We start from the raw sequence: 26673 nt of genomic DNA on the forward strand, positions 1-26673 counted from the left end.
CACCGTCCGGGTGCCGGTGGTCAAGAACCCCGGCGCCCGGACGGCCGCCAACCTCTCCTACAACTCTTCCGGAGGAACCCTGTGGCACAGGACGTGCTCACCGACCTGAACAAGGTCCGCAACATCGGCATCATGGCGCACATCGATGCCGGCAAGACCACGACGACCGAGCGCATCCTGTTCTACACGGGCATCACGCACAAGATCGGTGAGGTCCACGACGGCGCTGCCACGATGGACTGGATGGCGCAGGAGCAGGAGCGCGGCATCACGATCACGTCGGCCGCGACGACCTGCTTCTGGGACAACAACCAGATCAACATCATCGACACCCCCGGTCACGTGGACTTCACGGTCGAGGTGGAGCGTTCGCTCCGCGTCCTCGACGGTGCGGTCGCCGTCTTCGACGGCAAGGAGGGCGTCGAGCCCCAGTCCGAGACCGTCTGGCGTCAGGCCGACAAGTACGACGTCCCGCGCATCTGCTTCGTCAACAAGATGGACAAGCTGGGCGCCGACTTCTACTACACCGTCGACACCATCGTGAACCGCCTCGGCGCGGAGCCCCTCGTGCTCCAGCTGCCGATCGGTTCCGAGAGCTCGTTCGAAGGCGTCGTCGACCTCGTCCAGATGCGTGCACTCACCTGGCGCGGCGACGCCAAGGGTGACGTCGCGATGGGCGCGAAGTACGAGATCGAAGAGATCCCGGCCGACCTGCAGGACCGCGCCGCCGAGTACCGCGAGAAGCTCATCGAGCGCGTGGCCGAGGCAGACGACGTCCTCATGGAGCGCTACCTCGAGGGCGACACCGACTTCTCGGTCGCCGAGATCAAGGCAGCCATCCGTGCCCTCACGGTCAGCAGCACGCTCTACCCGGTCCTCTGCGGTTCCGCGTTCAAGAACCGTGGTGTCCAGCCGATGCTCGACGCCGTCATCGACTACCTCCCGTCCCCGCTCGACGTGCCGCCGATGATCGGCCACGACGTCAAGGACGAGGAGAAGGAGATCATCCGCAAGCCCGACGCGTCGGAGCCGTTCTCGGCCCTCGCGTTCAAGGTCGCGGTGCACCCGTTCTTCGGTCGTCTGACCTACGTGCGCGTCTACTCCGGCTCGATCGAGTCCGGTGCCCAGGTCATCAACTCGACCAAGGGCAAGAAGGAGCGCATCGGCAAGATCTTCCAGATGCACTCCAACAAGGAGAACCCGGTCGCCAACGTGACCGCTGGCCACATCTACGCGGTCATCGGCCTCAAGGACACCACCACCGGTGACACCCTGTGCGACCCGACCAACCAGGTCGTCCTCGAGTCGATGACGTTCCCGGAGCCGGTCATCGAGGTCGCCATCGAGCCGAACACGAAGGCCGACCAGGAGAAGCTCTCCACGGCCATCCAGAAGCTCGCCGAAGAGGACCCGACGTTCCGCGTCGAGCTCAACGCCGAGACCGGTCAGACGACGATCAAGGGCATGGGCGAGCTCCACCTCGACATCCTCGTCGACCGCATGAAGCGTGAGTTCCACGTCGAGGCGAGCGTCGGCAAGCCCCAGGTGGCCTACCGCGAGACGCTCACCAAGATCGTCGAGCGCTACGACTACACCCACAAGAAGCAGACCGGTGGTTCCGGCCAGTTCGCGAAGGTGCAGATCGCGCTCGAGCCGATGGAGGTCACGAGCGAGAAGGTCTACGAGTTCGTCAACGCGACCTCCGGTGGCCGTGTCCCGCGCGAGTACATCCCGTCGGTCGACGCCGGTATCCAGGACGCCATGCAGGTCGGCATCCTCGCGGGCTACCCGACGGTCGGCGTGAAGGCCATCCTCAAGGACGGCGCGGCGCACGACGTCGACTCGTCCGAGATGGCGTTCAAGATCGCCGGCTCGATCGCCTACAAGGAAGCGGCTCGCAAGGCCGGTCCGGCGATCCTCGAGCCGATCATGGCCGTCGAGGTCCGTACTCCTGAGGAGTACATGGGCGACGTCATCGGTGACCTGAACTCCCGTCGTGGCCAGATCGCCTCGATGGAGGACGCCTCGGGCGTCAAGGTGGTCCGCGCGAGCGTGCCGCTGTCCGAGATGTTCGGCTACGTCGGCGACCTGCGGTCGAAGACCTCTGGTCGTGCGGTCTACTCGATGACCTTCGAGACCTACAGCCAGGTCCCGGCCAAGGTCGCCGAGGAGATCATCGCGAAGAACGCGGGGGAGTAGCGCTCAGCGCTTCTCCACAGGCGGGGGCGCCCGGCGACGGGCCCCTCGCCACCAAGTAAAGTACAGACACACACCGCGCACCAACGGTCCCGAGCCCATCCAGGGCCGGCCGGGGGTGACGCTTCCGAGTCCTGAGGAGGACCCACAGTGGCCAAGGCCAAGTTCGAGCGCACCAAGCCGCACGTCAACATCGGAACCATCGGTCACGTCGACCACGGCAAGACCACGCTCACGGCGGCGATCACCAAGGTTCTGCACGACCAGTACCCGGACCTCAACGAGGCCCGCGACTTCGCGCAGATCGACAACGCTCCCGAGGAGCGCCAGCGCGGCATCACGATCAACATCTCGCACGTCGAGTACCAGACCGAGAAGCGTCACTACGCGCACGTCGACGCCCCCGGTCACGCCGACTACGTGAAGAACATGATCACGGGTGCGGCACAGATGGACGGCGCGATCCTCGTGGTCGCCGCCACCGACGGCCCGATGCCCCAGACGCGTGAGCACGTCCTGCTCGCCCGCCAGGTCGGCGTCCCCTACATCGTCGTCGCACTGAACAAGTCCGACATGGTGGACGACGAGGAGATCCTGGAGCTCGTCGAGCTCGAGGTCCGTGAGCTCCTCGGCTCGCAGCAGTTCGACGAGGACGCTCCCGTCGTGCAGGTCTCGGCGCTCAAGGCGCTCGAGGGCGACGAGAAGTGGGTCAAGTCGGTCCAGGACCTCATGGCCCAGGTCGACGAGCACGTGCCGGACCCGGTGCGCGCCACCGACCAGCCGTTCCTGATGCCGATCGAGGACGTCTTCACGATCACCGGTCGTGGCACGGTCGTCACCGGTCGCGTCGAGCGTGGCACGCTCAACCTGAACGCCGAGGTCGAGATCGTCGGCATCCGCGCGACGCAGAAGACCACCGTCACGGGCATCGAGATGTTCCGCAAGCTGCTCGACCAGGCGGTCGCCGGTGACAACACCGGTCTGCTCATCCGTGGCCTCAAGCGCGAGGACGTGGAGCGCGGCCAGGTCGTCGTGAAGCCGGGTTCGGTCACGCCGCACACCGAGTTCCAGGCGAACGCGTACATCCTGACCAAGGACGAGGGTGGGCGTCACAACCCGTTCTACGCGAACTACCGCCCGCAGTTCTACTTCCGCACCACGGACGTCACCGGCGTCATCACGCTGCCCGAGGGCACCGAGATGGTCATGCCCGGTGACACCGTCGCCATGACGGTCGAGCTGATCCAGCCGATCGCCATGGAAGAGGGCCTCCGTTTCGCCATCCGCGAGGGTGGTCGTACGGTCGGTGCCGGTACGGTCGAGAAGATCATCAAGTAACTCCGGTTCCTTGCGGCAGCGGGGTCGGGCCTTCGGGCCCGGCCCCGCTTCGTCGTACGCGGCCACTGGCGGGCCGTACAGGGCGCCGGACAGGAGGCCCGGGGCGGCGCCCGAAACGGGCCTCCTGTCCGCCCCGTGACCCGTCACAGGCGTCACGGAGTTGGCTCGACCGCGTGACCCGCCTCCGCAGATCCGCGACGTCCGGTCGCGGCTACCACCGCGTCCGTTCCGGACGCGGTTTCTCGTTCCGCGACCCCGACGGCAACACCGTGACCGATCCGGACGAGCGCCGTCGACTCGAGGAGTTCGTGATCCCGCCGGCGTGGGACGACGTCTGGATCTCCCCGTACGAGAACGGCCACATCCTGGCCACGGGTACGGACGGTGCGGGGCGCCGCCAGTACATGTACCACCCGTCCTGGCGTGAACGGATGGACCGGATCAAGTACGACCGTGCGCTGGCACTGGCGGAGTCCCTGCCGGTCGCCCGCCGCGGTGTCACGCAGGACCTCCGTCGCCCCGAGCCGGACCGCCGCCGTGCGCTGGGCGCAGCGTTCCGCATGCTCGACCAGGGGTCCCTCCGGGTCGGGTCCGAGCGGTACGCCACCGAGCACGGCAGTCGGGGGCTGTCCACGCTGCTGTGCGCGCACGCCCACGTGTCGGGCGACGACATCGAGCTCGACTTCCCCGGCAAGAGCGGGCAGGAGTGGTCGTCGTCGATCCACGACCACGACCTCGCGCGGGTCATCGCCGGCATGAAGCGTCGCGGGCCCAACGCGCGGTTGCTCTCGTTCCGCGAGCGTCGCGGTGCGGAGTGGGAGCCGCTCTCCGCCGAGGACATCAACGCGTACGTGAAGGAACGCGCGGGCGACGAGTTCACCGCGAAGGACTTCCGGACGCTGCACGGGACGGTCGCGGCCGCGGTCGACCTGGCGAAGACCGGACCGCAGTCGTCCCAGGCCAAGCGGAAGAAGGCCGTCTCGCACGCCGTGAAGGCCGCCAGCGACGAACTCGGCAACACCCCGACGGTGTGCCGGCAGAGCTACATCGACCCCCGGTTGCTCGACGCGTACGACCACGGCGAGACCATCGATCCGAACCGCCTGGCGTCCGCCGAGGCCGAGGTCCGGGCACTGCTCTACCGACAATGACCCGGGGGCCGTCCGGATGACGTAGCGTTGGTCGACGTGCCGGACCACCCCCACACGGCACGGAAGGACCCACAACAGTCGTGACCGACGAGTGCATCCACGGATTCCCCACCGAGCTCTGCGACATCTGCGCACCCCGGCAGCGCGAGGCGTCGGAGATCCCAGCCACCCCGGCACCCCGCCGGACCCGCATCACCACCAACCTGCGCGTCGACCCGCCGGCCTCCGGGCCCGGGACGTCGCTCCGGTCGCCGACGTCGCTCCGTTCGTCGTCCGCCGACCTGCCCGAAGCACGTGAGTTCGCAGCGCTCCGCGCCCACCACGTCACCCACATCGACAACCTCGACGGCATCGTCGGTGCCGGCGCCATCCTGGCGTCCGACCAGGCCGAGCCGGTCGTGGACGTCAGTTCCGCCGACACCCGCGCCGCCCGCGCCGAGGCCGAGGCGCCCGACGGCTCCTCGATCGCCGGCCACGTGCCGTTCACGCTGTCGCCCGACGCCACCCGCTGGGACGAGCTCCGTACGGGCGCCGAGGGCGAGCGCTGGTCGGACGCCGCCCGCCGCACCCGGGCGATCGACTACGTCGTGCTCGTCGTGCCGGTCTCCGCGTTCGGTGCCTCGGTGATCGTCGCCGACCAGGACGCCGACGCCGACGACGTCCGGTTCGCCGTCGGTCCCGACGCCGGCACGAACCTGATCCGTCGCACCGACTTCACGGACCCGGAGATGCACGGCCTCGAGCTGCTCGCCGGACCGAGCGTGCCGTTCACGTCGGTCGCGGTCATCGGCGTCCCGAACGACAAGGCCCGGCAGACCGTCCGCGCCGTGCTCGCCGACCACGGTGGACACGCTCCGCGAGTGGCCGTCTTCCCGCCGTGGTTCGTGCCCCCGGTGACCGCCGAGTGACGGTCTCCTGACCCGTGTCGACGCACCCTCCGGACCCCGTCCGGAGGGTGCGTCGCGTTGCGGGGCCGAGCCGGGCCTCCAGGCCGTCCGATCCGCGTGGATCCGGGCAAGCGAGCCCGCGTGACACGCCCGGTAATTCGCGACACGCCCGGGTTGCACGTGGGCCGGGGCTATGCGAGACTTGTCCGGTTCCGAATTCCCCGTGGGTGTACGCCCACAGGATCACTGCTCTGGCAGTGCACAACCCCCTTGTTCAGCAGGGCTGGGTTGGGCCGCAGGCAGCAGAACACGACTCCCCGAAGGGTGACGGACGCGGTGTACCACTGCTGCGCCCGGAGCACGAGGCAGTCGATTGCCCACGCTGGACGGCCACGGTCGCCCGCGAGGTTGACAGGTGAACAGCGGTCATCCCCAGTGGATGCGGCCGGTTGGTTCAGGAAAACAGCACGGTCCGCAGGAATGCGGAACCGAGCGGCGTCAGGCGGCCAGAGGGTGCGCGGCGCAGAGAGGACAAGAGACACATGGCGGGACAGAAGATCCGCATCCGGCTCAAGTCGTATGACCACGAGGTCATCGACACGTCGGCCCGGAAGATCGTCGACACGGTGACCCGTGCCGGTGCAACCGTGGTCGGCCCGGTGCCGCTCCCCACCGAGAAGAACGTGATCGCAGTGATCCGTTCCCCTCACAAGTACAAGGACTCGCGCGAGCACTTCGAGAAGCGCACGCACAAGCGGGTCATCGACATCGTCGACCCGACGCCGAAGGCCGTTGACTCGCTCATGCGACTCGACCTGCCGGCAGACGTCAACATCGAGATCAAGCTGTAAGGGGGCTGACCAATGGCGAACTCAACCAAGACCGTCAAGGGCCTCCTCGGCAAGAAGCTCGGGATGACCCAGGTGTGGGACGAGAACAACAAGTTCATCCCCGTCACCGTGATCGAGGTCGGCCCGAACGTGGTCACCCAGATCCGCAACGCGGAGCGCGACGGCTACGAGGCGATCCAGATCGCCGCCGGTGCCATCGACCCGCGCAAGGTCAACAAGCCGGCCGCTGGCCACTTCGAGGCCGCTGGCGTGACCCCGCGTCGCACCCTCACCGAGATCCGTACCAACGACTCCGCTGAGTACACGCTCGGCCAGGAGCTCACCGTGGACGGCACGTTCACGGCGGGCCAGAAGGTCGACGTCGTCGGTACCTCCAAGGGCAAGGGCTTCGCCGGTGTCATGAAGCGCCACGGCTTCCACGGCGTCGGCGCCTCGCACGGTGCGCACCGCAACCACCGCAAGCCCGGCTCGATCGGTGCTTCCTCGACCCCGTCGCGCGTCTTCAAGGGCATGCGCATGGCTGGTCGTATGGGTGGCGACCGCGTGACCGTCCTCAACCTCACGGTGCACGCCGTCGACGCCGAGAAGGGTCTGCTGCTCGTCAAGGGCGCCGTCCCCGGTGCTCGTGGCCGCTCCGTCTTCGTCCGCACCGCCGTGAAGGGTAAGTGATCATGGCCACCACGACCGCAACCACGATCGACGTCCTCGACGCATCGGGTGCCAAGTCCGGCACCGTCGAGCTCCCCGCAGCTCTCTTCGACGTCGAGACCAACGTCCCGCTGATCCACCAGGTCGTCACCGCGCAGCTCGCAGCCGCGCGTCAGGGCACCCACAAGACCAAGAACCGTGGCGAAGTCCGCGGTGCCGGTCGCAAGCCGTTCAAGCAGAAGGGCACCGGCCGCGCCCGTCAGGGTTCCGTCCGTGCTCCGGAGCACACCGGCGGTGGCGTCGTCCACGGACCGACCCCGCGCGACTACTCGCAGCGCACCCCGAAGAAGATGATCGCCGCTGCTCTGCTCGGCTCGCTCTCGGACCGCGCCCGCGGTGGCCGCATCTCCGCTGTGGAGGGCTTCGTCGCGGCTGAACTGCCGTCGACCAAGACCGCCCGCACGCTCCTCGAGAAGGTCGCGCCCGTCAAGAACGTGCTCGTCGTGCTCGAGACGGACGACGAGCTGACGCTCAAGTCGATCCGCAACCTGTCGAACGTCCACGCGCTCTCGTACGGCCAGCTCAACGCCTACGACGTGCTGCGTTCGGACGCCGTCGTCTTCAGCAAGAGCGCCCTCGACGCCTTCATCGCGTCGAAGACCGCGAAGGAGATCACCGCATGAGCGGCTTCAACAAGGACCCGCGCGACGTCATCATCTCGCCGGTCGTCTCGGAGAAGAGCTACGCGCTCATCGACCAGGGCAAGTACACGTTCATCGTGGACCCCCGCTCGAACAAGACCGAGATCAAGCTCGCCATCGAGAAGATCTTCGACGTCAAGGTCGCGAGCATCAACACGCTGAACCGCCCGGGCAAGACCCGTCGCACCAAGTTCGGTCTCGGCAAGCGCAAGGACACCAAGCGCGCCATCGTGACGCTCAAGTCCGGTTCGATCGACATCTTCACGGCTGTCGGCTGAGGACCAGAGGGATAAATCATGGCTATTCGTAACTACAAGCCGACGACCCCCGGTCGTCGCGGCTCGTCGGTCGCCGACTTCGCTGAGATCACCCGTTCGACTCCGGAGAAGTCACTGCTTCGTCCGCTGCCGAAGACCGGTGGTCGCAACAGCTCCGGCCGTATCACCACGCGTCACATCGGTGGTGGCCACAAGCGCCAGTACCGCGTGATCGACTTCCGTCGCTCCGACAAGGACGGCGTCGACGCCAAGGTCGCTCACATCGAGTACGACCCCAACCGCACTGCGCGCATCGCGCTCCTGCACTACGTGGACGGCACGAAGCGGTACATCATCGCGCCGAACAAGCTGAAGCAGGGCGACGTCATCGAGCAGGGCCCCGGCGCCGACATCAAGCCCGGCAACAACCTGCCGCTGCGCAACATCCCCGTGGGTACCGTCGTGCACGCCATCGAGCTCCGCCCCGGTGGCGGCGCCAAGATGGCCCGCTCCGCCGGCGCCTCGGTGCGTCTCGTCGCCAAGGACGGCCCCTACGCGCAGCTCCGTCTGCCGTCGGGCGAGGTCCGCAACGTCGATGCACGCTGCCGCGCCACGATCGGCGAGGTCGGCAACGCCGAGCAGTCGAACATCAACTGGGGCAAGGCCGGCCGCATGCGCTGGAAGGGCGTCCGCCCGACCGTCCGTGGTGTCGCCATGAACCCGGTCGACCACCCGCACGGTGGTGGTGAGGGCAAGACGTCCGGTGGTCGTCACCCGGTCAGCCCCTGGGGCCAGTCCGAGGGCCGTACGCGCAAGCCGAACAAGCCGAGCGACAAGCTCATCGTCCGTCGCCGTAACGCCGGCAAGAAGCGCAAGTAGGAGTTCAGAAGATGCCACGCAGTCTGAAGAAGGGCCCCTTCGTCGACGAGCACCTGCTCCGCAAGGTCGTCACGCAGAACGAGGCCAACACCAAGAACGTGATCCGTACGTGGTCGCGTCGGTCGATGATCGTCCCGAACATGCTCGGGCACACGATCGCCGTCCACGACGGCCGCAAGCACATCCCGGTGTTCGTCACCGAGTCGATGGTCGGTCACAAGCTCGGCGAGTTCGCGCCGACCCGCACCTTCCGTGGTCACGTGAAGGACGACAAGAAGGGCCGTCGCCGCTGAGGCGGCGACGCAGAGGAGGAACGAAATGGTGGAGTCGATCGCACGCGTGCGACACATCCGCGTCACGCCTCAGAAGGCCCGTCGCGTCATCGAGCTGATCCGCGGCAAGCAGGCCCACGAGGCCCTCGCCATCCTGAAGTTCGCCCCCCAGGGCGCTTCGGAGCCCGTGTACAAGCTGGTCGCCTCGGCGATCGCGAACGCACGGGTCAAGGCGGACTCGACGAACAGCTTCCTCGACGAGCGCGACCTCTACGTGAGCCGCGTCTTCGTCGACGAGGGCACGACCCTGAAGCGGTTCCAGCCGCGCGCCCAGGGCCGCGCCTTCCGCATCAACAAGCGCACCAGCCACATCACGGTCGTCCTCGCGACGCCCGACGAGGCCGAGGTTGCCGCGACGAGCAAGAAGGCGAGCAAGTAATGGGCCAGAAGGTCAACCCGTACGGCTTCCGTCTCGGGATCACGACGGACCACGTCTCGCACTGGTTCACCGACAGCAAGAAGGCCGGTCAGCGCTACGCCGACTACGTGGCCGAGGACATCAAGGTGCGCGAGTACCTGAAGAAGACCCTCGACCGCGCCGGCGTCGCACGCATCGAGCTCGAGCGCACCCGTGACCGTGTCCGCGTGGACATCCACACGGCTCGTCCGGGCATCGTCATCGGCCGCCGCGGCGCCGAGGCGGAGCGCGTTCGCGGTGAGCTCGAGAAGCTCACCAAGAAGCAGATCCAGCTGAACATCCTCGAGGTCAAGAACCCCGAGACCGAGGCCCAGCTCGTCGCGCAGGGCATCGCCGAGCAGCTCTCCGCTCGTGTCGCGTTCCGTCGCGCCATGCGCAAGGGCCTGCAGGGTGCACAGCGCGCCGGCGCCAAGGGTGTCCGCATCCAGGTGTCGGGTCGTCTCGGCGGCGCCGAGATGTCGCGTTCGGAGTTCTACCGCGAAGGCCGTGTGCCGCTGCACACCCTGCGCGCGAACATCGACTACGGCTTCTACGAGGCCCGGACCACGTTCGGCCGCATCGGCGTGAAGGTCTGGATCTACAAGGGCGACATCACGAACAAGGAGCTCGCTCGCGAGCAGGCGAACCAGCGTTCGTCGCGCCCGGAGCGTCGTGGCGGCCCGCGCGGTGAGCGTGGCGACCGTGGCGGCGACCGTCGTGGCGGCGACCGCGGTGACCGTCGTCCGCAGCAGGCCCCGCAGGACGCGCCGGCCGGCGCAGGAGTTGAGGCGTAACCATGCTTATTCCCCGTCGAGTCAAGCACCGCAAGCAGCACCACCCGAAGCGTTCGGGTCAGGCCACCGGTGGTACCAAGGTCAGCTTCGGCGACTACGGCATCCAGGCCCTCACCCCGGCGTACGTGACCAACCGTCAGATCGAGTCCGCTCGTATCGCCATGACGCGTCACATCAAGCGTGGTGGCAAGGTCTGGATCAACATCTACCCGGACCGTCCGCTGACCAAGAAGCCCGCCGAGACCCGCATGGGTTCCGGTAAGGGTTCGCCCGAGTGGTGGGTCGCGAACGTGAAGCCGGGCCGGGTGCTCTTCGAGCTCTCCGGCGTCAGCGAGGAGATCGCCCGTGAGGCGTTGACTCGTGCAATCCACAAGCTGCCCCTCAAGGCACGCATCATCAAGCGCGAGGAGGGCGACGCATAATGGCGATCGGTTCCAAGGAGCTCCGTCCGACGGAGCTCGACACGTTCGAGAACGAGCGTCTCGCTGACGAGCTGAAGAAGGCCAAGGAGGAACTCTTCAACCTCCGCTTCCAGTCGGCCACCGGCCAGCTGGAGAGCCACGGTCGTCTCCGTGCCGTCAAGCGCGACATCGCCCGCATCTACACCGTCCTCCGCGAGCGCGAGCTCGGCATCCGTGCCACTCCCGCGCCCGTCGAGACCGCCCCCAAGGCCAAGAAGACGACGAAGAAGGCTGACAAGCCGGCCGAGTCGACCGAGGCCGAGACCGCCGAGGAGAAGTAATGGCGAACGAAGAGAAGAACTCCGCCGCCCTCACTCGCGGCTACCGCAAGACGCGTCGCGGCTACGTGACGAGCGACAAGATGGACAAGACCATCGTGGTCGAGGTCGAGGACCGCGTGAAGCACGCGCTCTACGGCAAGATCATCCGTCGTACGTCCAAGGTGAAGGCCCACGACGAGCTCGGCACCGCTGGTGTCGGCGACCTCGTCGTGATCAGCGAGACCCGTCCCCTCAGCGCCTCCAAGCGCTGGCGCCTGGTCGAGATCCTCGAGAAGGCCAAGTAGGCCTCGGCCTGCTTCGGAATAGGAGACAGCAGTGATTCAGCAGGAATCCCGCCTGAAGGTCGCCGACAACACGGGTGCCAAGGAGATCTTGACCATCCGCGTGCTCGGTGGCTCGGGTCGTCGCTACGCCGGCCTCGGTGACGTCATCGTCGCCACGGTGAAGGACGCCATCCCCGGCGGCAACGTGAAGAAGGGTGACGTCGTCAAGGCAGTCATCGTTCGCACCAAGAAGGAGACCCGTCGTCAGGACGGCTCCTACATCAAGTTCGACGAGAACGCGGCAGTGATCCTCAAGGCCGACGGCGACCCGCGCGGTACGCGCATCTTCGGTCCGGTCGGTCGCGAGCTCCGTGACAAGAAGTTCATGAAGATCATCTCGCTCGCGCCGGAGGTGCTGTAAGCCATGGCGAACATCAAGAAGGGTGACCTCGTCCAGGTCATCACGGGCGCGACGCAGGAGCGTGGCGGCGACCGTGGCAAGCAGGGCAAGGTCATCGAGGTCCTCAAGGACAAGAACCGCGTCGTCGTCGAGGGCGTGAACTTCGTCACGAAGCACGTCCGCGTCGGTCAGACGCAGCGTGGTTCGAAGACCGGTGGCATCGAGCAGCACGAAGCCTCGATCCACGTCTCGAACGTCGCACTCGTCGACCCGAAGACGAAGAAGCCGACGCGTGTCGGCTTCCGCACCGAAGAGGTGGAGAAGGACGGCGTCAAGAAGACCGTCCGTGTCCGCTACGCGAAGAAGTCTGGTGAGAAGCTCTGATGACTGACACGACTGCTGCGTCCGCTGGCAAGATCCAGCCGCGCCTCAAGCAGAAGTACCTGGCCGAGATCAAGACGGCCCTCACCGAGCAGTTCGGTTACGCGAACGTCAACCAGGTCCCCGGCCTGGTCAAGGTCGTCGTGAACACCGGTGTCGGCGAGGCCGCTCGTGACTCCAAGATCATCGAGGGGGCCATCAAGGACCTCACGGCGATCACGGGTCAGAAGCCCCAGGTCAACATCGCCCGCAAGTCCATCGCACAGTTCAAGCTGCGCGAGGGTCAGGCCATCGGCGCGCACGTCACCCTCCGTGGTGACCGCGCGTGGGAGTTCCTGGACCGCCTGGTGACGCTCGCACTGCCCCGCATCCGCGACTTCCGCGGTCTCAGCGACAAGCAGTTCGACGGCAACGGCAACTACACGTTCGGTCTCACGGAGCAGTCCGTGTTCCACGAGATCGACCAGGACCGCATCGACCGTGTCCGCGGCTTCGACATCACTGTCGTCACCACCGCGAAGACGGACGACGAGGGACGCGCGCTGCTCCGCCAGCTCGGCTTCCCGTTCCGCTCCAACGAGCAGACGGTCTAAACTACTTCGGGCGGTGCGGGCCGGAGGATTCACGTCCTCCGGCCCGCACGCACGAACACACCGATCTCGGGGAACCGCCCCGGGATCACTCGATCGCTCAGGTCGGCATTCGTGGAACGGGTGTCGAAACCAGGCGAGAAATGGACGAACATCATGACGATGACCGATCCGGTCGCAGACATGCTGACCAGATTGCGGAACGCGAACTCCGCGCACCACGACGCAGTCGCGCTCCCGAGCTCCAAGCTCAAGAAGAACATCGCCGACATCCTCAAGCGTGAGGGCTACATCAGCGAGTGGAAGGTGGAGGACGCCCGAGTCGGGCAGACCCTCACCATCGACCTGAAGTACGGCCCCGAGCGCGAGCGTTCGATCGCCGGCATCAAGCGCGTCTCGAAGCCGGGCCTCCGGGTCTACGCGAAGTCGACGGAGATCCCCCAGGTCCTCGGTGGCCTCGGCGTGGCGATCCTCTCGACCTCCTCCGGCCTCCTGACCGACCGCGAAGCCGAGCAGAAGGGCGTGGGTGGGGAAGTCCTCGCCTACGTGTGGTGATCGACAATGTCACGAATCGGACGTCTCCCCATCGACATCCCCGCCGGCGTCACCGTCTCCGTTGACGGTCAGAACGTGGCGGTCAAGGGCCCGAAGGGCGAGCTCGCGCTCGTCATCGCGGAGCCCATCCAGGCCAAGGTCGAGGAGAACCAGGTCCTCGTCACCCGTCCGGACGACGAGCGCGAGTCGCGTTCGCTCCACGGACTGACCCGGACCCTCATCGCCAACAACATCATCGGCGTGACCCAGGGCTACACCAAGGGCCTCGAGGTCGTCGGTACGGGTTACCGTGTCGCGGCCAAGGGCTCGAACCTCGAGTTCGCCCTCGGGTACTCCCACTCGATCACGGTCGAGCCGCCGGCGGGCATCAGCTTCGCGGTGGAGGGCAACAACAAGGTCACCGTCGCCGGTATCGACAAGCAGGCTGTCGGCGAGGTCGCCGCGAACATCCGGAAGCTCCGGAAGCCCGAGCCCTACAAGGGCAAGGGTGTCCGTTACGCCGGCGAGAACGTGCGCCGCAAGGCCGGAAAGTCAGGTAAGTGATCATGGGACTCCTCAAGACACGAGGCAAGAGCAAGGCGGCCGCCAAGGCGCGTCGTCACAACCGTCTCCGCAAGAAGATCACCGGCACCGAGGCTCGTCCCCGTCTCGCCGTCACCCGCTCGTCGCGTCACGTGTTCGTGCAGGTCATCGACGACTCGAAGGGTCACACCCTCGCAAGCGCCTCGACGATGGAGGCAGACCTCCGCTCGTTCGACGGCGACAAGACCGCCAAGGCCCGTCGCGTCGGTGAGCTCCTCGCCGAGCGCGCGAAGTCGGCTGGCGTCGAGGCCGTGGTCTTCGACCGCGGTGGCAGCAAGTACGCCGGTCGCGTCGCCGCGATCGCCGATGGTGCCCGTGAAGGAGGGCTGAACCTGTGAGCGACAACGCGAACACCAACGAAGACGCCAAGACCGAGGCCGTCGAGGCCACGGAGACCGAGGCTGTCGAGACCACGGAGACCACCGAGGCGAGCACGGAGGCCACGGCCACCGACGCAACCGCCGAGGCGACCACCGAGGGCGCCAAGACCGGCAAGGAGGCGGAGGCACCTGCCGTCGCCGAGCGTCCGGTCGAGACCGCCGCGGGCTCCGCGTCCAACAACCGCGACTCCGCTGACAACCGTGGCCGTCGTGGTGGCGGTCGTGACCGTCAGCAGGGCCGCGACCGCAACAACCGCGGTGGCGACAGCCAGTTCCTCGAGCGCGTGGTGACCATCAACCGCGTCTCGAAGGTCGTCAAGGGTGGTCGTCGCTTCAGCTTCACGGCGCTCGTCGTCGTCGGTGACGGCAACGGCCTCGTGGGCGTCGGCTACGGCAAGGCCAAGGAGGTCCCCACGGCGATCTCCAAGGGTGTCGAAGAGGCGAAGAAGAACTTCTTCCGCGTCCCCCGCGTCGGCAACACGATCCCGCACCCGGTGCAGGGTGAAGCCGCCGCTGGCGTCGTCCTCCTGCGTCCGGCGGGCCCCGGTACCGGTGTCATCGCCGGTGGTCCGGTCCGCGCCGTGCTCGAGTGCGCCGGCATCCACGACGTCCTGAGCAAGTCGCTCGGCTCGTCGAACACCATCAACATCGTGCACGCGACCGTTGAGGCCCTGAAGCAGCTCGAGGAGCCCCGCGCCGTCGCGAGCCGTCGTGGCCTCGACGTCGAGCGGGTCGTCCCGGCCCGTCTGCTCCAGGCCGAGGCCGCAGCCCTGCGTGCCGCGACCGAGAAGGCAGGTGCGTGATGGCGATGCTGAAGATCACGCAGATCAAGTCCGTTATCAGCGAGAAGCAGTACCAGCGCGACACCCTGCGCAGCCTGGGCCTCAAGCGCATCGGCCGTTCGGTCGAGCGTGAGGACAACTCCCAGAACCGCGGGTACATCGCGACGGTGGCGCACCTCGTGAAGGTCGAGGAGGTCGACGCATGAGCGACGAGAAGAACGAGCGCGTGCAGGTGCTGAAGCTGCACCACCTCCGTCCTGCAGAGGGCGCCAAGAAGGACCGCACCCGTGTTGGTCGCGGTGAGGGCTCGAAGGGCAAGACCGCTGGGCGTGGTACCAAGGGCACGAAGGCCCGTTACCAGGTCCGGGTCGGCTTCGAGGGTGGGCAGATGCCGCTGCACATGCGCACCCCGAAGCTCCGCGGGTTCAAGAACCCGTTCCGGGTCGAGTACCAGGTCGTGAACCTGGACAAGATCTCGGAGCTCTACCCCGATGGTGGCGACGTCACCGTTGCGGGCCTGGTCGCCAAGGGCGCCGTCCGCAAGAACGAGAAGGTCAAGGTTCTCGGTCAGGGTGACATCACCGTGAAGATCACGGTCACGGTCGACAAGGTCTCGGCGTCCGCCGCCGAGAAGATCGTGGCTGCTGGCGGCACCGTCTCCCAGTAACCCCCGTCGGCGGCCCGTGCGTTTGCGCACGGGCCGCCGTTACGGTTTCCTTGACAGTGGCCGGCATCCGCCAGCCGGGTCGGCCCTGCCGACCGAAACCGGTCCGGCCGCGATCGACGGCCCCGGTCCCACAAGTTCGGAGTCATCGTGTTCAGAGCGGTCGCGCGCATCATGCGCACCCCTGATCTTCGCAAGAAGATCGGCTTCACCCTCGCGATCATCGCGCTGTTCCGTCTCGGGTCGTACATCCCGGCACCGTTCGTCGACTACGCCGCCGTGCAGAGCTGTCTCGCCAGCGCGTCGTCCTCCGGCGGTCTCTACGACCTCATCAACCTCTTCTCCGGCGGCGCGCTGCTGAAGCTCTCGGTCTTCGCGCTCGGCATCATGCCGTACATCACGTCGTCGATCATCGTGCAGCTCCTGCGTGTGGTCATCCCGCACTTCGACACCCTCTACAAGGAGGGCCAGTCTGGCCAGGCGAAGCTGACGCAGTACACGCGCTACCTCACCATCGCGCTCGGTGTGCTGCAGTCCACGACCCTGATCACGGTCGCCCGCTCCGGCGCCCTGTTCGGCACCAACGCCTCCGCGTCCTGCACGTCGATCATCTCGAACGACAGCTGGTACGCCATCATGCTGATGGTCGTCACGCTGACCGCGGGTACCGGCCTCATCATGTGGATGGGCGAGCTCGTCACCGAGCGCGGCATCGGCAACGGCATGTCGCTCCTGATCTTCACGTCGATCGCGGCCCAGTTCCCGTCGGCGCTCTGGGCGATCGAGCAGTCGCAGTCGTTCGAGCTCTTCCTGTTCGTGATCCTGGTCGGACTCGTGATCATGATGGCCGTCGTGTTCGTCGAGCAGTCACAGCGGCGGATCCCCGTGCAGTACGCCAAGCGCATGGTCGGGCGGCGGACGTACGGCGGCAACAACACCTACATCCCGATCAAGGTGAACATGGCCGGCGTCGTGCCCGTCATCTTCGCCTCGTCGCTGCTGTACCTGCCGGCCCTGATCGCGCAGTTCAACCAGCCCTCGGACGGTTCCGAGCCGGCCGCGTGGGTGACCTGGATCCAGAACAACCTGACCTCGGGTGACAACTGGTTCTACATGGTCCTGTACTTCCTGCTCATCGTCGGGTTCACGTACTTCTACGTGGCGATCACCTTCAACCCCGAAGAGGTCGCCGACAACATGAAGAAGTACGGCGGGTTCATCCCCGGCATCCGTGCCGGTCGTCCGACCGCCGAGTACCTCGACTACGTCCTCACCCGGGTGACGCTGCCCGGTTCGCTCTACCTCGGTCTCATCGCGCTCATCCCGCTGGCAGCACTGGCGCTGTTCGGCGCGAACCAGAACTTCCCGTTCGGTGGCGCGAGCATCCTCATCATCGTGGGTGTCGGTCTCGAGACCGTGAAGCAGATCGACTCGCAGCTGCAGCAGCGTCACTACGAAGGGCTTCTCCGTTGAGCGCACGTCTCATCATCGTCGGACCTCCCGGAGCCGGGAAGGGCACCCAGGCCGGCCGCGTCGCCGAGTCCTTCGGGATCCCCGCGATCTCGACCGGGGACATCTTCCGCAAGAACGTGGCAGAGGGCACGCCCCTCGGTGTGCAGGCGAAGGCGATCATGGACGCCGGCGACTACGTGCCGGACTCCCTGACGAACGAGCTCGTGAAGTCCCGCCTGCAGGAGCCCGATGCCGAGCACGGCTTCCTGCTGGACGGCTACCCGCGCACGGTCGGTCAGGTCGAGTACCTCGACGCACTGCTCGCTGAGCAGGGCACCGGGATCGACGCCGTCGTGCAGCTCGTCGCCGACCAGGACGAGCTCGTCGGTCGCCTGCTCAAGCGGGCCGAGGACCAGGGCCGCAGCGACGACAACGAGGAGACGATCCGTCGTCGCCAGCAGGTCTACGCCGAGCAGACGGCGCCCATCGTGGCGGCGTACGGCGAGCGTGGCCTCGTGGTCGACGTCGACGGCCTCGGTGCCATCGACGAGGTCGGCGACCGCATCCAGACGGCACTGGCGGGCCGCGGGCTCTCCGCGACCGTCTGACCAGCGTGGTGCGGTTCAAGAAGCCCTCGATCTACAAGACCCCGGACGAGCTCCGGGCGATGGTCCGGCCGGGTCTGCTGACCGCCGAGGCGCTCGACGCCGTCCGTGCAGCCATCCGTCCGGGAACCACCACCGGTGAACTCGATGCGATCGCCGAGCGCACCATCCGTGACGGCGGTGGAATCCCGAACTTCCAGCTCGTGCCCGGCTACCGCCACACGCTGTGCGTGTCGGTGAACGACGAGATCGTGCACGGGATCCCCGGTGAGCGCGTGCTCGCGCCCGGCGACATCGTGTCGGTGGACGCCGGCGCCGAGGTCGACGGCTGGAACGGCGACAGCGCGTTCACGACCGTCGTGCCCGGCGGCGACGCTGCGGTCACCGCAGCCCGTCAGACGCTCTGCGACACGACCGAGCGGTCGCTCTGGCACGGCATCGCCGCGCTCGCCCACGCGAAGAACCTGCACGAGGTCGGCTCCGCCGTGGAGGACGCGATCGACGAGACCGGTGCGTGGGGCATCGTCGAGGACTACACCGGCCACGGCATCGGCCGGTCGATGCACGAGGAACCGCCGGTCTTCAACTACCGCGTCCGTGGCGCCGGACCTGCCGTCAAGCCGGGGCTGGTGGTCGCCATCGAGCCGATGGTCACGGCCGGCGCGATCGACAGCTCGACGGACGACGACGAGTGGACGGTCCGGACGCTCGACGGCTCGGACGCCGCGCACTGGGAGCACAGCGTCGCGGTCCACGCGGCCGGCATCTGGGTGCTCACGGCCGCCGACGGCGGCGCTCGGGGCCTGGCCCCGCTGGGTGTGACGCCCGTCCCGATCCCGTAGGACGGGCCTCCAGTCCGCGCGCGGTGCCCACGCTGGGTGTCTCCGTACGATGCGACGGCCGGGAGGCCCGGCTGGCGTCCGCCGCGTCGACGACGTCGCGTGGACCCACCCGACCACCGCCGGGCGCACGCGCCGTGGCGTCAGTTGCCGACGGAGCAGGTCTCCTCGGAGGCGCTCTGCCCGGTGATCGACGAGGGCAGCGGCGTCGCCGACGCGGTCGGTGTCCGCGTTGCGGTCGCGCTCGGCGTCGCCGACGGTGTGCCGGCGGACGAGGTCCCGGACGAACCCGAGGTACCGGACGAACCCGAGGAGCCGGACGACCCGGTGCTGCTCGACGTCCCGCCGCTCGACGGCGACTCCTCGGAGGCGCGACCGGTGCTCGAGTCGCTCAGCGACGACCGGACGTCGTTCTGCAGCGCCACGTTCAGGGTGTGGGCCGTCTCCTGGTCGACGATCACGCGGGCGTTGTCGGCGGGGTCGTCGGCCACCGGGTACTGCACGAAGAGCATGTTGGCCGTGCTCATCCCGCGAAGGGCTGCCGCGAGCTTGACGAGGGTGCCGGTCTGGGCCAGGCCGTCGGACAGCGTCATGTTGGACAGGGCCGCGCCGGCCAGCTTGTAGAGCGTGATCGGGTTCGAGAGCGTGCCGTCCGAGGTGACCTTGCGGAGGAGCGCCGACAGGAACACCTGCTGCGAGCTGATGCGGGCGAGGTCGCTGCCGTCGCCGACCCCGTGGCGGGTGCGCAGGAAGGCCAGGGCGTCCGAGCCCTCGAGGGAGTGCGAGCCCGTCGTGAGGTGCAGGCCGGTGAACGTGTCGTCGATCGGTTCGGCGACGCAGACGTCCACACCGCCGAGGGCGTTCGACATCTCGATCACGCCGTCGAACGTGATGAGCCCGGCGTAGGGGATGCTCAGGCCGGTCAGGTTCTCGACCGTGTCCACGACGCAGGAGACGCCGCCGTTGCCGAGCGCGGTGTTGAACATCGCCGAGGTGGAAGCCGGGTAGGTCGTGCCGGTCGCGGGGTTCGTGCAGGCCGGGATGGGGACCATCAGGTCGCGGGGGAAGCTGACCGCGGTGAGCTGCTGGTGGTCCGCCGAGATGTGGATGAGCATCGTGACGTCGTTGCGGGCGCCCTCGACGTCCTCGTCGGAGTCGAACTGGCCGACCCGGGTGTCGCTCCCGATGAGCAGGATGTTCGCTCCGCCCTTGATCGCCGAGATGTCGGCGGTCTTCGCGGTGCTCTGGTCGTCGGTGCTCAGCGCGACGGTCTGCGGCGCGGTGGCGAGCTGTGCCCCGGCGATCGCGGCGACGCTCGTGCCGCTGACGAGCAGGACGGCGACGGCGGTTGCGACGACGGTGACGAGCGTGCCCCAACCCCGGCGACGGGCCTGCTTGCCGTGGCTGGCGAAGGGGCGTCGGGTGGCGTCGGGCACGTGTTCTCCGTTCGGTGGTCCGGCGCGAGCTGCTGGTGCGACGGACGTGGCTGCGGAGCAAAACTACGGTTCGCGCGCATGTGTGCGCCCGGAGCGCGCCGTCAAACCACTGTGCAACGCTCAGGCACGGCCCCGGAAGCCCCAGACGTGGGGTGTTCCGCGTCCCCACTTGGCAATTGCGGGTTTACCACATAAGATCGATCTTTGGTGTGTCATGCCCTCTCGGGTGTGGCGACCGACCCGCAGACCGGTTCGGGGATCACACCTGTTCCACAACCAAGCGACAGTGAGGCTATGGCCAAGAAAGACGGCGTCATCGAGATCGAAGGCTCGGTGCTCGAAGCTCTGCCCAACGCGATGTTCCGCGTTGAGCTGACGAACGGACACAAGGTCCTCGCGCACATCTCCGGGAAGATGCGCCAGCACTACATCCGCATCCTCCCCGAGGACCGCGTGATCGTTGAGCTGAGCCCGTACGACCTGACCCGCGGCCGGATCGTCTACCGCTACAAGTGATCCGCGAGCTGGAAAGGAACGGCACGGCAATCCTGCCGAGCACGAAGCCAGCGAGCACGAGGAAAGAACCATGAAGGTCAACCCCAGCGTCAAGCCCATCTGCGAACACTGCCGTGTGATTCGCCGCAAGGGCCGCGTCATGGTGATCTGCAAGAGCAACCCGCGTCACAAGCAGCGCCAGGGCTAGTCCCGGGCGCGTGACCGGCGCCGACGGTGTCCATCGGACACCAGGCTGCTCGAGCACGACCCACAACTGAAGATCGACAACGCAGTACCAGAACCCGGTCGCACGACGACCGGGGGACACCTCGGGGCGGAGGCCCGAGCACCGGTACTGCGCCACACCTCCATCGACAACAGGAGCAGCCATCACATGGCACGTCTAGCAGGCGTCGACATCCCGCGCGAGAAGCGCGTGGAGATCGCACTCACGTACATCTACGGCGTCGGCCGTACCCGCGCCGTCCAGGCACTGACGGAGACCGGTATCTCCGGTGACATCCGCGTCAAGGACCTGACCGACGACCAGCTCGTCGCCCTCCGTGACTTCATCGAGGGCAACTTCAAGGTCGAGGGTGACCTCCGCCGTGAGGTCGCCGCCGACATCCGCCGCAAGGTCGAGATCGGCAGCTACGAGGGTCTTCGCCACCGTCGTGGTCTCCCGGTGCGCGGTCAGCGCACCAAGACCAACGCTCGTACCCGCAAGGGACCGAAGCGCACCGTGGCAGGCAAGAAGAAGGCTCGATAGGAGACCCCGATGGCTACCCCCAAGACTGCCGCGCGCAAGCCGCGCCGCAAGGAGAAGAAGAACGTCGCTGTGGGCCAGGCCCACATCAAGAGCACGTTCAACAACACGATCGTCAGCATCACCGACCCGTCGGGTGCCGTCCTCAGCTGGGCGTCCTCGGGTGCCGTGGGCTTCAAGGGTTCGCGCAAGTCGACGCCGTTCGCGGCGCAGCTCGCTGCCGAGTCCGCTGCGCGTCAGGCGCAGGAGCACGGCGTCAAGAAGGTCGACGTCTTCGTGAAGGGCCCGGGTTCGGGTCGCGAGACCGCGATCCGTTCCCTCCAGGCCGCTGGCCTCGAGGTCGGCTCGATCAACGACGTCACGCCGCAGGCGCACAACGGGTGCCGCCCGCCCAAGCGCCGTCGCGTCTGACGCGAGGAGCAACCGGCCGCGCCCTGCTCGTCCCCTGACCGGATCCGTTCCGGCGAGGGCGGGCAGGGCCCGCGGCCATTCCTGGTCGTTCGATCGCGCACGTGTGTGCGCGTGATCACAACTCAACAGACCCGTCGGGGCCCATGCGGCCCCGTCGTACCGCCAAGTGTCATATAGCGGACACTTCGCCGAAAGGAATCCCACAGTGCTCATTGCACAGCGCCCCACCCTGACCGAGGAGCCGATCTCCGAGCACCGCTCGCGCTTCGTCATCGAGCCGCTCGAGCCGGGCTTCGGTTACACCCTCGGCAACTCGCTGCGCCGCACGCTCCTCTCCTCGATCCCCGGCGCGGCTGTCACCAGCATCCGCATCGACGGCGTCCTCCACGAGTTCAGCACCGTTCCCGGTGTCAAGGAAGACGTCACCGAGATCATCCTCAACATCAAGAGCCTGGTCGTCTCCAGCGAGCACGACGAGCCCATCACGGCGTACCTGCGCAAGCAGGGTGCCGGTCAGGTCACCGCGGCGGACATCTCCGCTCCGGCCGGCGTCGAGATCCACAACCCGGAACTCGTCATCGCGACCCTGAACGACACCGCGCGCTTCGAGCTCGAGCTCACGATCGAGCGTGGCCGTGGCTACGTCTCGGCGACGCAGAACCGTTCCGAGTTCAGCGAAGCCGGGCAGATCCCGATCGACTCGATCTACTCGCCCGTCCTCAAGGTCACCTACCGCGTCGAGGCGACGCGTGCCGGTGAGCGCACGGACTTCGACCGCCTGGTCGTCGACGTCGAAGCGAAGCCGGCCATCACGCCGCGCGACGCCATCGCGTCGGCCGGTCGCACGCTGGTCGAGCTGTTCGGGCTCGCTCGCGAGCTCAACACGGCGGCAGAGGGCATCGAGATCGGCCCCGCGCCGGTCGACGCCGTGCTCTCGAACGAACTGCAGACCCCGATCGAGGACCTCGACCTGTCGGTCCGCAGCTACAACTGCCTGAAGCGGGAGGGCATCAACACGGTGTCCGAGCTCGTCGCCCTGTCGGAGACGCAGCTCATGAACATCCGCAACTTCGGTCAGAAGTCGGTGGACGAGGTCAAGGACAAGCTCACCGAGCTCGGCCTGTCCCTCAAGGACACCGTCCCCGGATTCGACGGCGCCCACTTCTACAGCGGGTACGACGAGGACGAGTCCAACAACTGACCTCGCGCTCACGCGCAAGCGCGCTGACACCGCGCGCACCACTTTCACCACTGGAGAACTGACATGCCGAAGCCCACCAAGGGCCCCCGCCTCGGTGGCGGTCCCGCCCACGAGCGCCTGCTCCTGAGCAACCTCGCCAACGCCCTCTTCACGCACGGTCGCATCACGACCACCGAGACGAAGGCCAAGCGCCTCCGCCCGGTCGCCGAGCGTCTCATCACGTTCGCGAAGCGCGGCGACCTGCACGCGCGTCGTCGTGTGATCAGCATCCTGCGCGACAAGTCCGTCGTGCACACGCTGTTCACCGAGATCGCTCCCCAGGTCGAGGACCGCCAGGGCGGTTACACCCGCATCACGAAGCTCGGCTTCCGCAAGGGCGACAACGCCCCGCTGGCGTCGATCGAGCTCGTCCTCGAGCCCGTCTCGAGCACGCCCGCTCCGGTCAAGCGCAACTCGGCTCCGGCCGCTGCTGCCGCCCCGGTCGACGAGCCCGCCGCCGACGAGACCACCGAGGAGGCCCCGGTCGAAGAGACCGAGACCACCGAGGAGTCCGCCCCGGTGGAGACCGAGTCCGAGACCGAGGCTGCTGCCGAGGTCGAGGCCGACGCCGCCGAGAAGTCGGACGACGCCGACACCAAGTAGTCCGGTGCCCTCCGGGGCGCTGCACCACCACGAGGAAGCCCCCGCGACCCAGGTCGCGGGGGCTTCCTCGCGTCCGAGGCTGGTCGTGCACACCGACTGCTCGGCGTACCGTCACGGGCCGGGTGCGACGGAAGGAAGTCATGGCGTTCCAGCACGTTGCGGGTCTGGGGACCCGGGTCTGGCGGTGGAGCCGGACCTCGGGCACACAGCCGCGCCTGCTGCACGCCGGCAAGGCCGCCGCCGCCGCGGTGATCGCCTGGTTCGTGGCGCGGCACATCCCGGGCGTCGCGGCCGAGTACCCGTACTACGCGCCACTCGGCGCCGTCGTCGCGATGCAGACGACGGTGTTCGCGGGCATCCGGAGCGGTGTGCAGACCCTGGTCGGGATCGCCCTCGGCATCCTCATCGCCGCGTTCACGATGTGGGTCGGCGATCCCGGCTTCCTCGCGATCGCGCTCGCGGTCGGCGTCGGGGTGCTGGTCGGCGGGTTCCGCGTGCTGGGCGAGGGCAGCTCGTGGGTGTCCACCGCGGCGCTCTTCGTCCTGCTCGTCGGCGGTGCCAACGCCGAGGGGTACTCGCTCGGGTACCTCGTGCAGATGGCGGTGGGCGTCGTGATCGGGCTGCTGGTCAACTTCCTGGTGTTCCCGCCGCTGCACTTCTGGGACGCCGAACACCGCATCGACGCGGTGAACGGCGTGCTGGCGGACCACCTCGACGGGCTGGCAGCCGTGCTCGAGGAGGGCAAGCGCGACGAGAAGGCGTGGGACCACCAGCAGGACCGCCTGGACCGTGCGATCGCGGACGTCCGGTCACGGGTGGCGATCGCGCACGAGAGCCGTCGACTCAACCCCCGCGGTGCCCTGCGCGGGTCGCGAGCACGGCTCCAGAAGGACGGCGGACGCTTCCGCGCACTGGAGCGGGTCGCCTGGTACACGACCGACCTCACCGAGCTCGTGGCACGCTCCGGCCCGGTGTCCGAGGGCGTCGGGCGTCCGGACCCCGCGTTCGCCACCCCCATCGCCGAGGCACTGCGGAAGATCGCCAGCACGATCCGCGGCGACTCCCCGGAGGACCAGGCCGAAGAGGCCATCGCACGACTCGAGAGCGCGCTCGACGCATCGCGCGAGAACCCCTCGCACGTCGCGGTCACCTCGGCCGCGCTCGTCGCCCTGCGCGGGATCGTCGAGTCCGAGCGACGCGCCACCGACGACCTCGACACCCGGACCGGTCCGTCGGCGTTCGGCCGTCCGCGCGGCTGAGCGGGTACGGGCGGCCGCACGTCCGGCAGACGGAACGCGGGCCGGGAGGCACGGATCACCCCCGCTACGGTGGTCACGTGGACGAGACGGTCGGCTTCCAGGACCCTGACGGCACGGGCGACGTGCGGCTGCGGCTGGACATCGCCTACGACGGGGCGGCGTTCTCCGGGTGGGCCCGGCAGCCCGGGCTCCGGACCGTCCAGGGCGCCCTCGAGGCCGCACTCGCCACCGTGTTCACCCGCTGGGGCGAACCGCCGTTGCTCACCGTTGCCGGACGCACCGACGCCGGGGTGCACGCCACGGGGCAGGTCGCGCACCTGGACCTGTCGGCGGAACAGTGGGCAGCGCTCACCGCCAAGCGCGGGACGGGCCGGTCATCGCTCGACGGGTTGCTCAAGCGGGTCAACGGCATCGCGGCACCCGAGGGGGACGTCGTCGTCACCGGTGCCTCGGTGGCACCCGCGGGGTTCGACGCCCGGTTCTCCCCGCTCTGGCGCCGGTACGAGTACCGGATCGCGGACGCCGACGCCCCGCGCGATCCACGTCGTCGTGGGCACACGGTCTGGCACGCGGCGAGGCTCGACCCGGCAGCGATGGAGCGCGGTGCGCTGACGTTGCTCGGGCTGCACGACTTCGCGACGTTCTGCAAGCCGCGCGAGGGGGCGACGACCATCCGGACGTTGCAGCAGTTCCGCTGGGACCGCGAGCCGGACGGCGTGCTGGTGGCGCGCCTCCAGGCCGACGCCTTCTGCCACTCGATGGTGCGGGCCATGGTCGGCGCGACCATCGCCGTCGGCGAGGGCCGCTTCGGCCCCGACCGCCTCGAGGAACTGCGCGTCGCCGAGGAGCGCACGAGCGCCTTCAAGACGGCGCCGGCGAAGGGACTGACGCTGACCGAGGTGGGCTACCCGGCAGACGCGGAGCTCGCGGAGCGGGCGGAGCAGACCCGGGCCCGACGGTCGGCGGACGGTACCGTCGAGGGATGAGCCCGCGCGAACCCCGTTCCGTCGTGTCCGTCGCCCCCGGAGTCGTCTTCGTCGAGGGCCCCGTGTCCAACTGGGTGGTGCTGGCGGAGGAGGACGGCGTCGCGCTGATCGATGCCGGCTACCCGGCCGACACCGACCTCGTGCTCGACACCGTGCGCGCCGCCGGACACGACCCCGCTGACCTGCGTCGCGTCTACGTGACGCACGGACACGTCGACCACGTCGGCGGCATCCCCGGGATCCTCGAGCGGTACCCCGACGTCGAGGTGCTCGCCCACGCCGACGAGCTCGCCAACGTGCGCGGACCGGAACGGCAGCAGGTCACCCCGGCGGAGATCGGCGGCCGGCTCGCCAGCCCCCGCGTGCTCGCCTGGCTGGCACGGGCGATCCGCTCCGACGCCCTCCGACCCACGACCGTGCCGTCCGCTCGCGCGTTCACCGGTGCGGACTTCGCGGGTCGGGCGATCGCACCGTTCCCGGCCGTCGGCCACACCGACGGCTCGACGGCGTACCTGCTGCCCGCGGCGGACGCGATCGTCACGGGCGACGCGGTCGTCAGTCGGCACGACACCCAGCCGGGGTCGTGGGCCCCGCGGCCGCGGATGATCACACCCTTCTTCACCGCCGACCAGGACCGCGCGCTCGAGTCGGCACGGGTGCTGCCGTTCCCGGCGCTCGTGCTGCCGGGACACGGACCGGCCGTCCGACGCGTGGGCGGGACCTGGCTGCCGATCGGCTGATGCCGCGCGATCGGCTGATGTTGCCGAACGCAATCATTTACCTCGACGCAACCTGAATGTCCCCGCAGGTC

At 68.1% G+C, this 26673-nt stretch carries 37 protein-coding genes; 36 read left to right on the forward strand and 1 reads right to left on the reverse strand.

Annotated elements, in window-relative coordinates; all coding sequences use genetic code 11:
- Nucleotides 1-81: 81 nt before the first annotated feature.
- The 27 genes from fusA (at nucleotide 82) to map (ending at nucleotide 18669) form a co-directional block, all read left to right on the forward strand.
- Nucleotides 82-2199 carry an elongation factor G gene (gene fusA, locus DEJ09_RS04210; RefSeq protein ID WP_027466735.1) on the forward strand — a complete coding sequence of 706 codons (2118 nt, stop codon included), beginning with the start codon at nucleotides 82-84 and terminating at the stop codon, nucleotides 2197-2199.
- 147 nt (nucleotides 2200-2346) lie between these two features.
- Nucleotides 2347-3534, forward strand: coding sequence for an elongation factor Tu (gene tuf / locus DEJ09_RS04215; RefSeq protein WP_027466734.1), 1188 nt, complete (start codon nucleotides 2347-2349; stop codon nucleotides 3532-3534).
- Between the two features lie 173 nt (nucleotides 3535-3707).
- A complete protein-coding gene (locus DEJ09_RS04220; RefSeq protein WP_111087740.1) occupies nucleotides 3708-4685 on the forward strand; it encodes a DNA topoisomerase IB in 978 nt (325 codons plus the stop codon).
- An 80-nt stretch (nucleotides 4686-4765) separates the two neighbouring features.
- On the forward strand, nucleotides 4766-5593 hold the full coding sequence (locus DEJ09_RS04225; RefSeq protein ID WP_084741336.1) for a DarT ssDNA thymidine ADP-ribosyltransferase family protein: 828 nt from the start codon (nucleotides 4766-4768) through the stop codon (nucleotides 5591-5593).
- Nucleotides 5594-6114: 521 nt separating this feature from the next.
- Entirely contained in the window at nucleotides 6115-6423 is a 309-nt protein-coding gene (gene rpsJ, locus DEJ09_RS04230; protein ID WP_017885534.1) for a 30S ribosomal protein S10, read from the forward strand.
- A gap of 12 nt (nucleotides 6424-6435) precedes the next feature.
- Nucleotides 6436-7092 carry a 50S ribosomal protein L3 gene (rplC, locus tag DEJ09_RS04235; RefSeq protein WP_027466731.1) on the forward strand — a complete coding sequence of 219 codons (657 nt, stop codon included), beginning with the start codon at nucleotides 6436-6438 and terminating at the stop codon, nucleotides 7090-7092.
- Between the two features lie 2 nt (nucleotides 7093-7094).
- Nucleotides 7095-7754: a 50S ribosomal protein L4 gene (gene rplD / locus DEJ09_RS04240; RefSeq protein WP_027466730.1), complete on the forward strand. Its 660-nt coding sequence runs from the start codon at nucleotides 7095-7097 to the stop codon at nucleotides 7752-7754.
- Nucleotides 7751-8050, forward strand: a complete 300-nt coding sequence (gene rplW / locus DEJ09_RS04245) for a 50S ribosomal protein L23 (RefSeq protein ID WP_027466729.1) — start codon at nucleotides 7751-7753, stop codon at nucleotides 8048-8050. Before rplD ends, rplW begins: the two co-directional genes overlap by 4 nt.
- Nucleotides 8051-8068: 18 nt before the next feature.
- The gene (gene rplB, locus DEJ09_RS04250) at nucleotides 8069-8908 is read left to right on the forward strand and encodes a 50S ribosomal protein L2 (protein ID WP_027466728.1); all 840 of its coding nucleotides are present in this window, start codon (nucleotides 8069-8071) and stop codon (nucleotides 8906-8908) included.
- A gap of 11 nt (nucleotides 8909-8919) precedes the next feature.
- On the forward strand, nucleotides 8920-9201 hold the full coding sequence (rpsS, locus tag DEJ09_RS04255; protein WP_017885529.1) for a 30S ribosomal protein S19: 282 nt from the start codon (nucleotides 8920-8922) through the stop codon (nucleotides 9199-9201).
- Between the two features lie 25 nt (nucleotides 9202-9226).
- Nucleotides 9227-9619 carry a 50S ribosomal protein L22 gene (rplV, locus tag DEJ09_RS04260; protein WP_035809257.1) on the forward strand — a complete coding sequence of 131 codons (393 nt, stop codon included), beginning with the start codon at nucleotides 9227-9229 and terminating at the stop codon, nucleotides 9617-9619.
- Nucleotides 9619-10431 carry a 30S ribosomal protein S3 gene (gene rpsC / locus DEJ09_RS04265; protein ID WP_017885527.1) on the forward strand — a complete coding sequence of 271 codons (813 nt, stop codon included), beginning with the start codon at nucleotides 9619-9621 and terminating at the stop codon, nucleotides 10429-10431. Before rplV ends, rpsC begins: the two co-directional genes overlap by 1 nt.
- A 2-nt stretch (nucleotides 10432-10433) precedes the next feature.
- Nucleotides 10434-10853, forward strand: a complete 420-nt coding sequence (gene rplP / locus DEJ09_RS04270; protein ID WP_017885526.1) for a 50S ribosomal protein L16 — start codon at nucleotides 10434-10436, stop codon at nucleotides 10851-10853.
- Nucleotides 10853-11173, forward strand: coding sequence for a 50S ribosomal protein L29 (rpmC, locus tag DEJ09_RS04275; RefSeq protein ID WP_017885525.1), 321 nt, complete (start codon nucleotides 10853-10855; stop codon nucleotides 11171-11173). Before rplP ends, rpmC begins: the two co-directional genes overlap by 1 nt.
- Entirely contained in the window at nucleotides 11173-11457 is a 285-nt protein-coding gene (rpsQ, locus tag DEJ09_RS04280) for a 30S ribosomal protein S17 (protein WP_017885524.1), read from the forward strand. Before rpmC ends, rpsQ begins: the two co-directional genes overlap by 1 nt.
- A 31-nt stretch (nucleotides 11458-11488) precedes the next feature.
- On the forward strand, nucleotides 11489-11857 hold the full coding sequence (gene rplN / locus DEJ09_RS04285; protein WP_017885523.1) for a 50S ribosomal protein L14: 369 nt from the start codon (nucleotides 11489-11491) through the stop codon (nucleotides 11855-11857).
- A 3-nt stretch (nucleotides 11858-11860) separates the two neighbouring features.
- On the forward strand, nucleotides 11861-12220 hold the full coding sequence (rplX, locus tag DEJ09_RS04290; protein WP_017885522.1) for a 50S ribosomal protein L24: 360 nt from the start codon (nucleotides 11861-11863) through the stop codon (nucleotides 12218-12220).
- On the forward strand, nucleotides 12220-12810 hold the full coding sequence (rplE, locus tag DEJ09_RS04295; RefSeq protein WP_111087741.1) for a 50S ribosomal protein L5: 591 nt from the start codon (nucleotides 12220-12222) through the stop codon (nucleotides 12808-12810). The genes rplX and rplE overlap by 1 nt, the downstream gene beginning before the upstream one ends.
- Nucleotides 12811-12963: 153 nt before the next feature.
- Nucleotides 12964-13362 carry a 30S ribosomal protein S8 gene (rpsH, locus tag DEJ09_RS04300; RefSeq protein WP_017885519.1) on the forward strand — a complete coding sequence of 133 codons (399 nt, stop codon included), beginning with the start codon at nucleotides 12964-12966 and terminating at the stop codon, nucleotides 13360-13362.
- A gap of 6 nt (nucleotides 13363-13368) precedes the next feature.
- A complete protein-coding gene (gene rplF, locus DEJ09_RS04305; RefSeq protein ID WP_017885518.1) occupies nucleotides 13369-13905 on the forward strand; it encodes a 50S ribosomal protein L6 in 537 nt (178 codons plus the stop codon).
- Between the two features lie 2 nt (nucleotides 13906-13907).
- Nucleotides 13908-14282: a 50S ribosomal protein L18 gene (gene rplR, locus DEJ09_RS04310; protein WP_027466725.1), complete on the forward strand. Its 375-nt coding sequence runs from the start codon at nucleotides 13908-13910 to the stop codon at nucleotides 14280-14282.
- The gene (gene rpsE / locus DEJ09_RS04315) at nucleotides 14279-15127 is read left to right on the forward strand and encodes a 30S ribosomal protein S5 (RefSeq protein WP_071406161.1); all 849 of its coding nucleotides are present in this window, start codon (nucleotides 14279-14281) and stop codon (nucleotides 15125-15127) included. The genes rplR and rpsE overlap by 4 nt, the downstream gene beginning before the upstream one ends.
- Nucleotides 15127-15312, forward strand: a complete 186-nt coding sequence (gene rpmD / locus DEJ09_RS04320; RefSeq protein ID WP_017885515.1) for a 50S ribosomal protein L30 — start codon at nucleotides 15127-15129, stop codon at nucleotides 15310-15312. The genes rpsE and rpmD overlap by 1 nt, the downstream gene beginning before the upstream one ends.
- Nucleotides 15309-15773 (forward strand): 50S ribosomal protein L15, encoded by a 465-nt coding sequence (gene rplO / locus DEJ09_RS04325; protein WP_027466723.1) that lies wholly within the window; start codon nucleotides 15309-15311, stop codon nucleotides 15771-15773. The genes rpmD and rplO overlap by 4 nt, the downstream gene beginning before the upstream one ends.
- Nucleotides 15774-15920: 147 nt before the next feature.
- On the forward strand, nucleotides 15921-17243 hold the full coding sequence (gene secY, locus DEJ09_RS04330) for a preprotein translocase subunit SecY (protein WP_027466722.1): 1323 nt from the start codon (nucleotides 15921-15923) through the stop codon (nucleotides 17241-17243).
- Complete coding sequence (locus DEJ09_RS04335; protein ID WP_111087742.1) at nucleotides 17240-17830, forward strand: adenylate kinase; 591 nt, start codon at nucleotides 17240-17242, stop codon at nucleotides 17828-17830. The genes secY and DEJ09_RS04335 overlap by 4 nt, the downstream gene beginning before the upstream one ends.
- A gap of 59 nt (nucleotides 17831-17889) precedes the next feature.
- Entirely contained in the window at nucleotides 17890-18669 is a 780-nt protein-coding gene (gene map / locus DEJ09_RS04340) for a type I methionyl aminopeptidase (protein ID WP_375537950.1), read from the forward strand.
- 140 nt (nucleotides 18670-18809) lie between these two features.
- Here the strand turns inward: map and DEJ09_RS04345 are convergent, their stop codons facing one another.
- The gene (locus DEJ09_RS04345) at nucleotides 18810-20102 is read right to left on the reverse strand and encodes an LCP family protein (RefSeq protein WP_111087744.1); all 1293 of its coding nucleotides are present in this window, start codon (nucleotides 20100-20102) and stop codon (nucleotides 18810-18812) included.
- Between the two features lie 294 nt (nucleotides 20103-20396).
- Between DEJ09_RS04345 and infA the strand changes: the two genes are divergently transcribed.
- The 9 genes from infA (at nucleotide 20397) to DEJ09_RS04390 (ending at nucleotide 26602) form a co-directional block, all read left to right on the forward strand.
- Complete coding sequence (gene infA / locus DEJ09_RS04350; RefSeq protein WP_017885509.1) at nucleotides 20397-20618, forward strand: translation initiation factor IF-1; 222 nt, start codon at nucleotides 20397-20399, stop codon at nucleotides 20616-20618.
- A gap of 70 nt (nucleotides 20619-20688) precedes the next feature.
- On the forward strand, nucleotides 20689-20805 hold the full coding sequence (gene rpmJ, locus DEJ09_RS04355) for a 50S ribosomal protein L36 (RefSeq protein ID WP_022903266.1): 117 nt from the start codon (nucleotides 20689-20691) through the stop codon (nucleotides 20803-20805).
- A gap of 186 nt (nucleotides 20806-20991) precedes the next feature.
- Nucleotides 20992-21366, forward strand: coding sequence for a 30S ribosomal protein S13 (rpsM, locus tag DEJ09_RS04360; protein ID WP_017885508.1), 375 nt, complete (start codon nucleotides 20992-20994; stop codon nucleotides 21364-21366).
- Between the two features lie 9 nt (nucleotides 21367-21375).
- The gene (gene rpsK, locus DEJ09_RS04365; protein WP_017885507.1) at nucleotides 21376-21774 is read left to right on the forward strand and encodes a 30S ribosomal protein S11; all 399 of its coding nucleotides are present in this window, start codon (nucleotides 21376-21378) and stop codon (nucleotides 21772-21774) included.
- Between the two features lie 205 nt (nucleotides 21775-21979).
- A complete protein-coding gene (locus DEJ09_RS04370; RefSeq protein WP_017885506.1) occupies nucleotides 21980-22975 on the forward strand; it encodes a DNA-directed RNA polymerase subunit alpha in 996 nt (331 codons plus the stop codon).
- Nucleotides 22976-23038: 63 nt separating this feature from the next.
- The gene (gene rplQ / locus DEJ09_RS04375; protein WP_071245471.1) at nucleotides 23039-23617 is read left to right on the forward strand and encodes a 50S ribosomal protein L17; all 579 of its coding nucleotides are present in this window, start codon (nucleotides 23039-23041) and stop codon (nucleotides 23615-23617) included.
- Nucleotides 23618-23739: 122 nt separating this feature from the next.
- Nucleotides 23740-24876 carry an aromatic acid exporter family protein gene (locus DEJ09_RS04380; RefSeq protein WP_146244986.1) on the forward strand — a complete coding sequence of 379 codons (1137 nt, stop codon included), beginning with the start codon at nucleotides 23740-23742 and terminating at the stop codon, nucleotides 24874-24876.
- Between the two features lie 77 nt (nucleotides 24877-24953).
- Nucleotides 24954-25862, forward strand: coding sequence for a tRNA pseudouridine(38-40) synthase TruA (gene truA, locus DEJ09_RS04385; RefSeq protein ID WP_181433259.1), 909 nt, complete (start codon nucleotides 24954-24956; stop codon nucleotides 25860-25862).
- Nucleotides 25859-26602, forward strand: a complete 744-nt coding sequence (locus tag DEJ09_RS04390) for an MBL fold metallo-hydrolase (RefSeq protein WP_111087745.1) — start codon at nucleotides 25859-25861, stop codon at nucleotides 26600-26602. Before truA ends, DEJ09_RS04390 begins: the two co-directional genes overlap by 4 nt.
- Nucleotides 26603-26673: the final 71 nt, after the last annotated feature.

The sequence above is a fragment of the Curtobacterium sp. MCLR17_055 genome, from assembly GCF_003234305.1.
Lineage (GTDB): Bacteria > Actinomycetota > Actinomycetes > Actinomycetales > Microbacteriaceae > Curtobacterium > Curtobacterium flaccumfaciens.

Coding starts and splice junctions, on each gene's coding strand:
- rpsK (WP_017885507.1), top strand. CDS start 21,376: ATGGCTACCCCCAAGACTGCCGCGCGCAAGCCGCGCCGCAAGGAGAAG.
- rpsJ (WP_017885534.1), top strand. CDS start 6,115: ATGGCGGGACAGAAGATCCGCATCCGGCTCAAGTCGTATGACCACGAG.
- rpsM (WP_017885508.1), top strand. CDS start 20,992: ATGGCACGTCTAGCAGGCGTCGACATCCCGCGCGAGAAGCGCGTGGAG.
- rplX (WP_017885522.1), top strand. CDS start 11,861: ATGGCGAACATCAAGAAGGGTGACCTCGTCCAGGTCATCACGGGCGCG.
- rpsC (WP_017885527.1), top strand. CDS start 9,619: ATGGGCCAGAAGGTCAACCCGTACGGCTTCCGTCTCGGGATCACGACG.
- map (WP_375537950.1), top strand. CDS start 17,890: ATGGTCCGGCCGGGTCTGCTGACCGCCGAGGCGCTCGACGCCGTCCGT.
- rpsS (WP_017885529.1), top strand. CDS start 8,920: ATGCCACGCAGTCTGAAGAAGGGCCCCTTCGTCGACGAGCACCTGCTC.
- rplB (WP_027466728.1), top strand. CDS start 8,069: ATGGCTATTCGTAACTACAAGCCGACGACCCCCGGTCGTCGCGGCTCG.
- rplW (WP_027466729.1), top strand. CDS start 7,751: ATGAGCGGCTTCAACAAGGACCCGCGCGACGTCATCATCTCGCCGGTC.
- rpsH (WP_017885519.1), top strand. CDS start 12,964: ATGACGATGACCGATCCGGTCGCAGACATGCTGACCAGATTGCGGAAC.
- rplC (WP_027466731.1), top strand. CDS start 6,436: ATGGCGAACTCAACCAAGACCGTCAAGGGCCTCCTCGGCAAGAAGCTC.
- infA (WP_017885509.1), top strand. CDS start 20,397: ATGGCCAAGAAAGACGGCGTCATCGAGATCGAAGGCTCGGTGCTCGAA.
- DEJ09_RS04390 (WP_111087745.1), top strand. CDS start 25,859: ATGAGCCCGCGCGAACCCCGTTCCGTCGTGTCCGTCGCCCCCGGAGTC.
- rplO (WP_027466723.1), top strand. CDS start 15,309: ATGAGCGACGAGAAGAACGAGCGCGTGCAGGTGCTGAAGCTGCACCAC.
- rplQ (WP_071245471.1), top strand. CDS start 23,039: ATGCCGAAGCCCACCAAGGGCCCCCGCCTCGGTGGCGGTCCCGCCCAC.
- rpmD (WP_017885515.1), top strand. CDS start 15,127: ATGGCGATGCTGAAGATCACGCAGATCAAGTCCGTTATCAGCGAGAAG.
- rpsQ (WP_017885524.1), top strand. CDS start 11,173: ATGGCGAACGAAGAGAAGAACTCCGCCGCCCTCACTCGCGGCTACCGC.
- rplF (WP_017885518.1), top strand. CDS start 13,369: ATGTCACGAATCGGACGTCTCCCCATCGACATCCCCGCCGGCGTCACC.
- rpmJ (WP_022903266.1), top strand. CDS start 20,689: ATGAAGGTCAACCCCAGCGTCAAGCCCATCTGCGAACACTGCCGTGTG.
- rplR (WP_027466725.1), top strand. CDS start 13,908: ATGGGACTCCTCAAGACACGAGGCAAGAGCAAGGCGGCCGCCAAGGCG.
- rplP (WP_017885526.1), top strand. CDS start 10,434: ATGCTTATTCCCCGTCGAGTCAAGCACCGCAAGCAGCACCACCCGAAG.
- rplE (WP_111087741.1), top strand. CDS start 12,220: ATGACTGACACGACTGCTGCGTCCGCTGGCAAGATCCAGCCGCGCCTC.
- rplD (WP_027466730.1), top strand. CDS start 7,095: ATGGCCACCACGACCGCAACCACGATCGACGTCCTCGACGCATCGGGT.
- rpmC (WP_017885525.1), top strand. CDS start 10,853: ATGGCGATCGGTTCCAAGGAGCTCCGTCCGACGGAGCTCGACACGTTC.
- rplV (WP_035809257.1), top strand. CDS start 9,227: ATGGTGGAGTCGATCGCACGCGTGCGACACATCCGCGTCACGCCTCAG.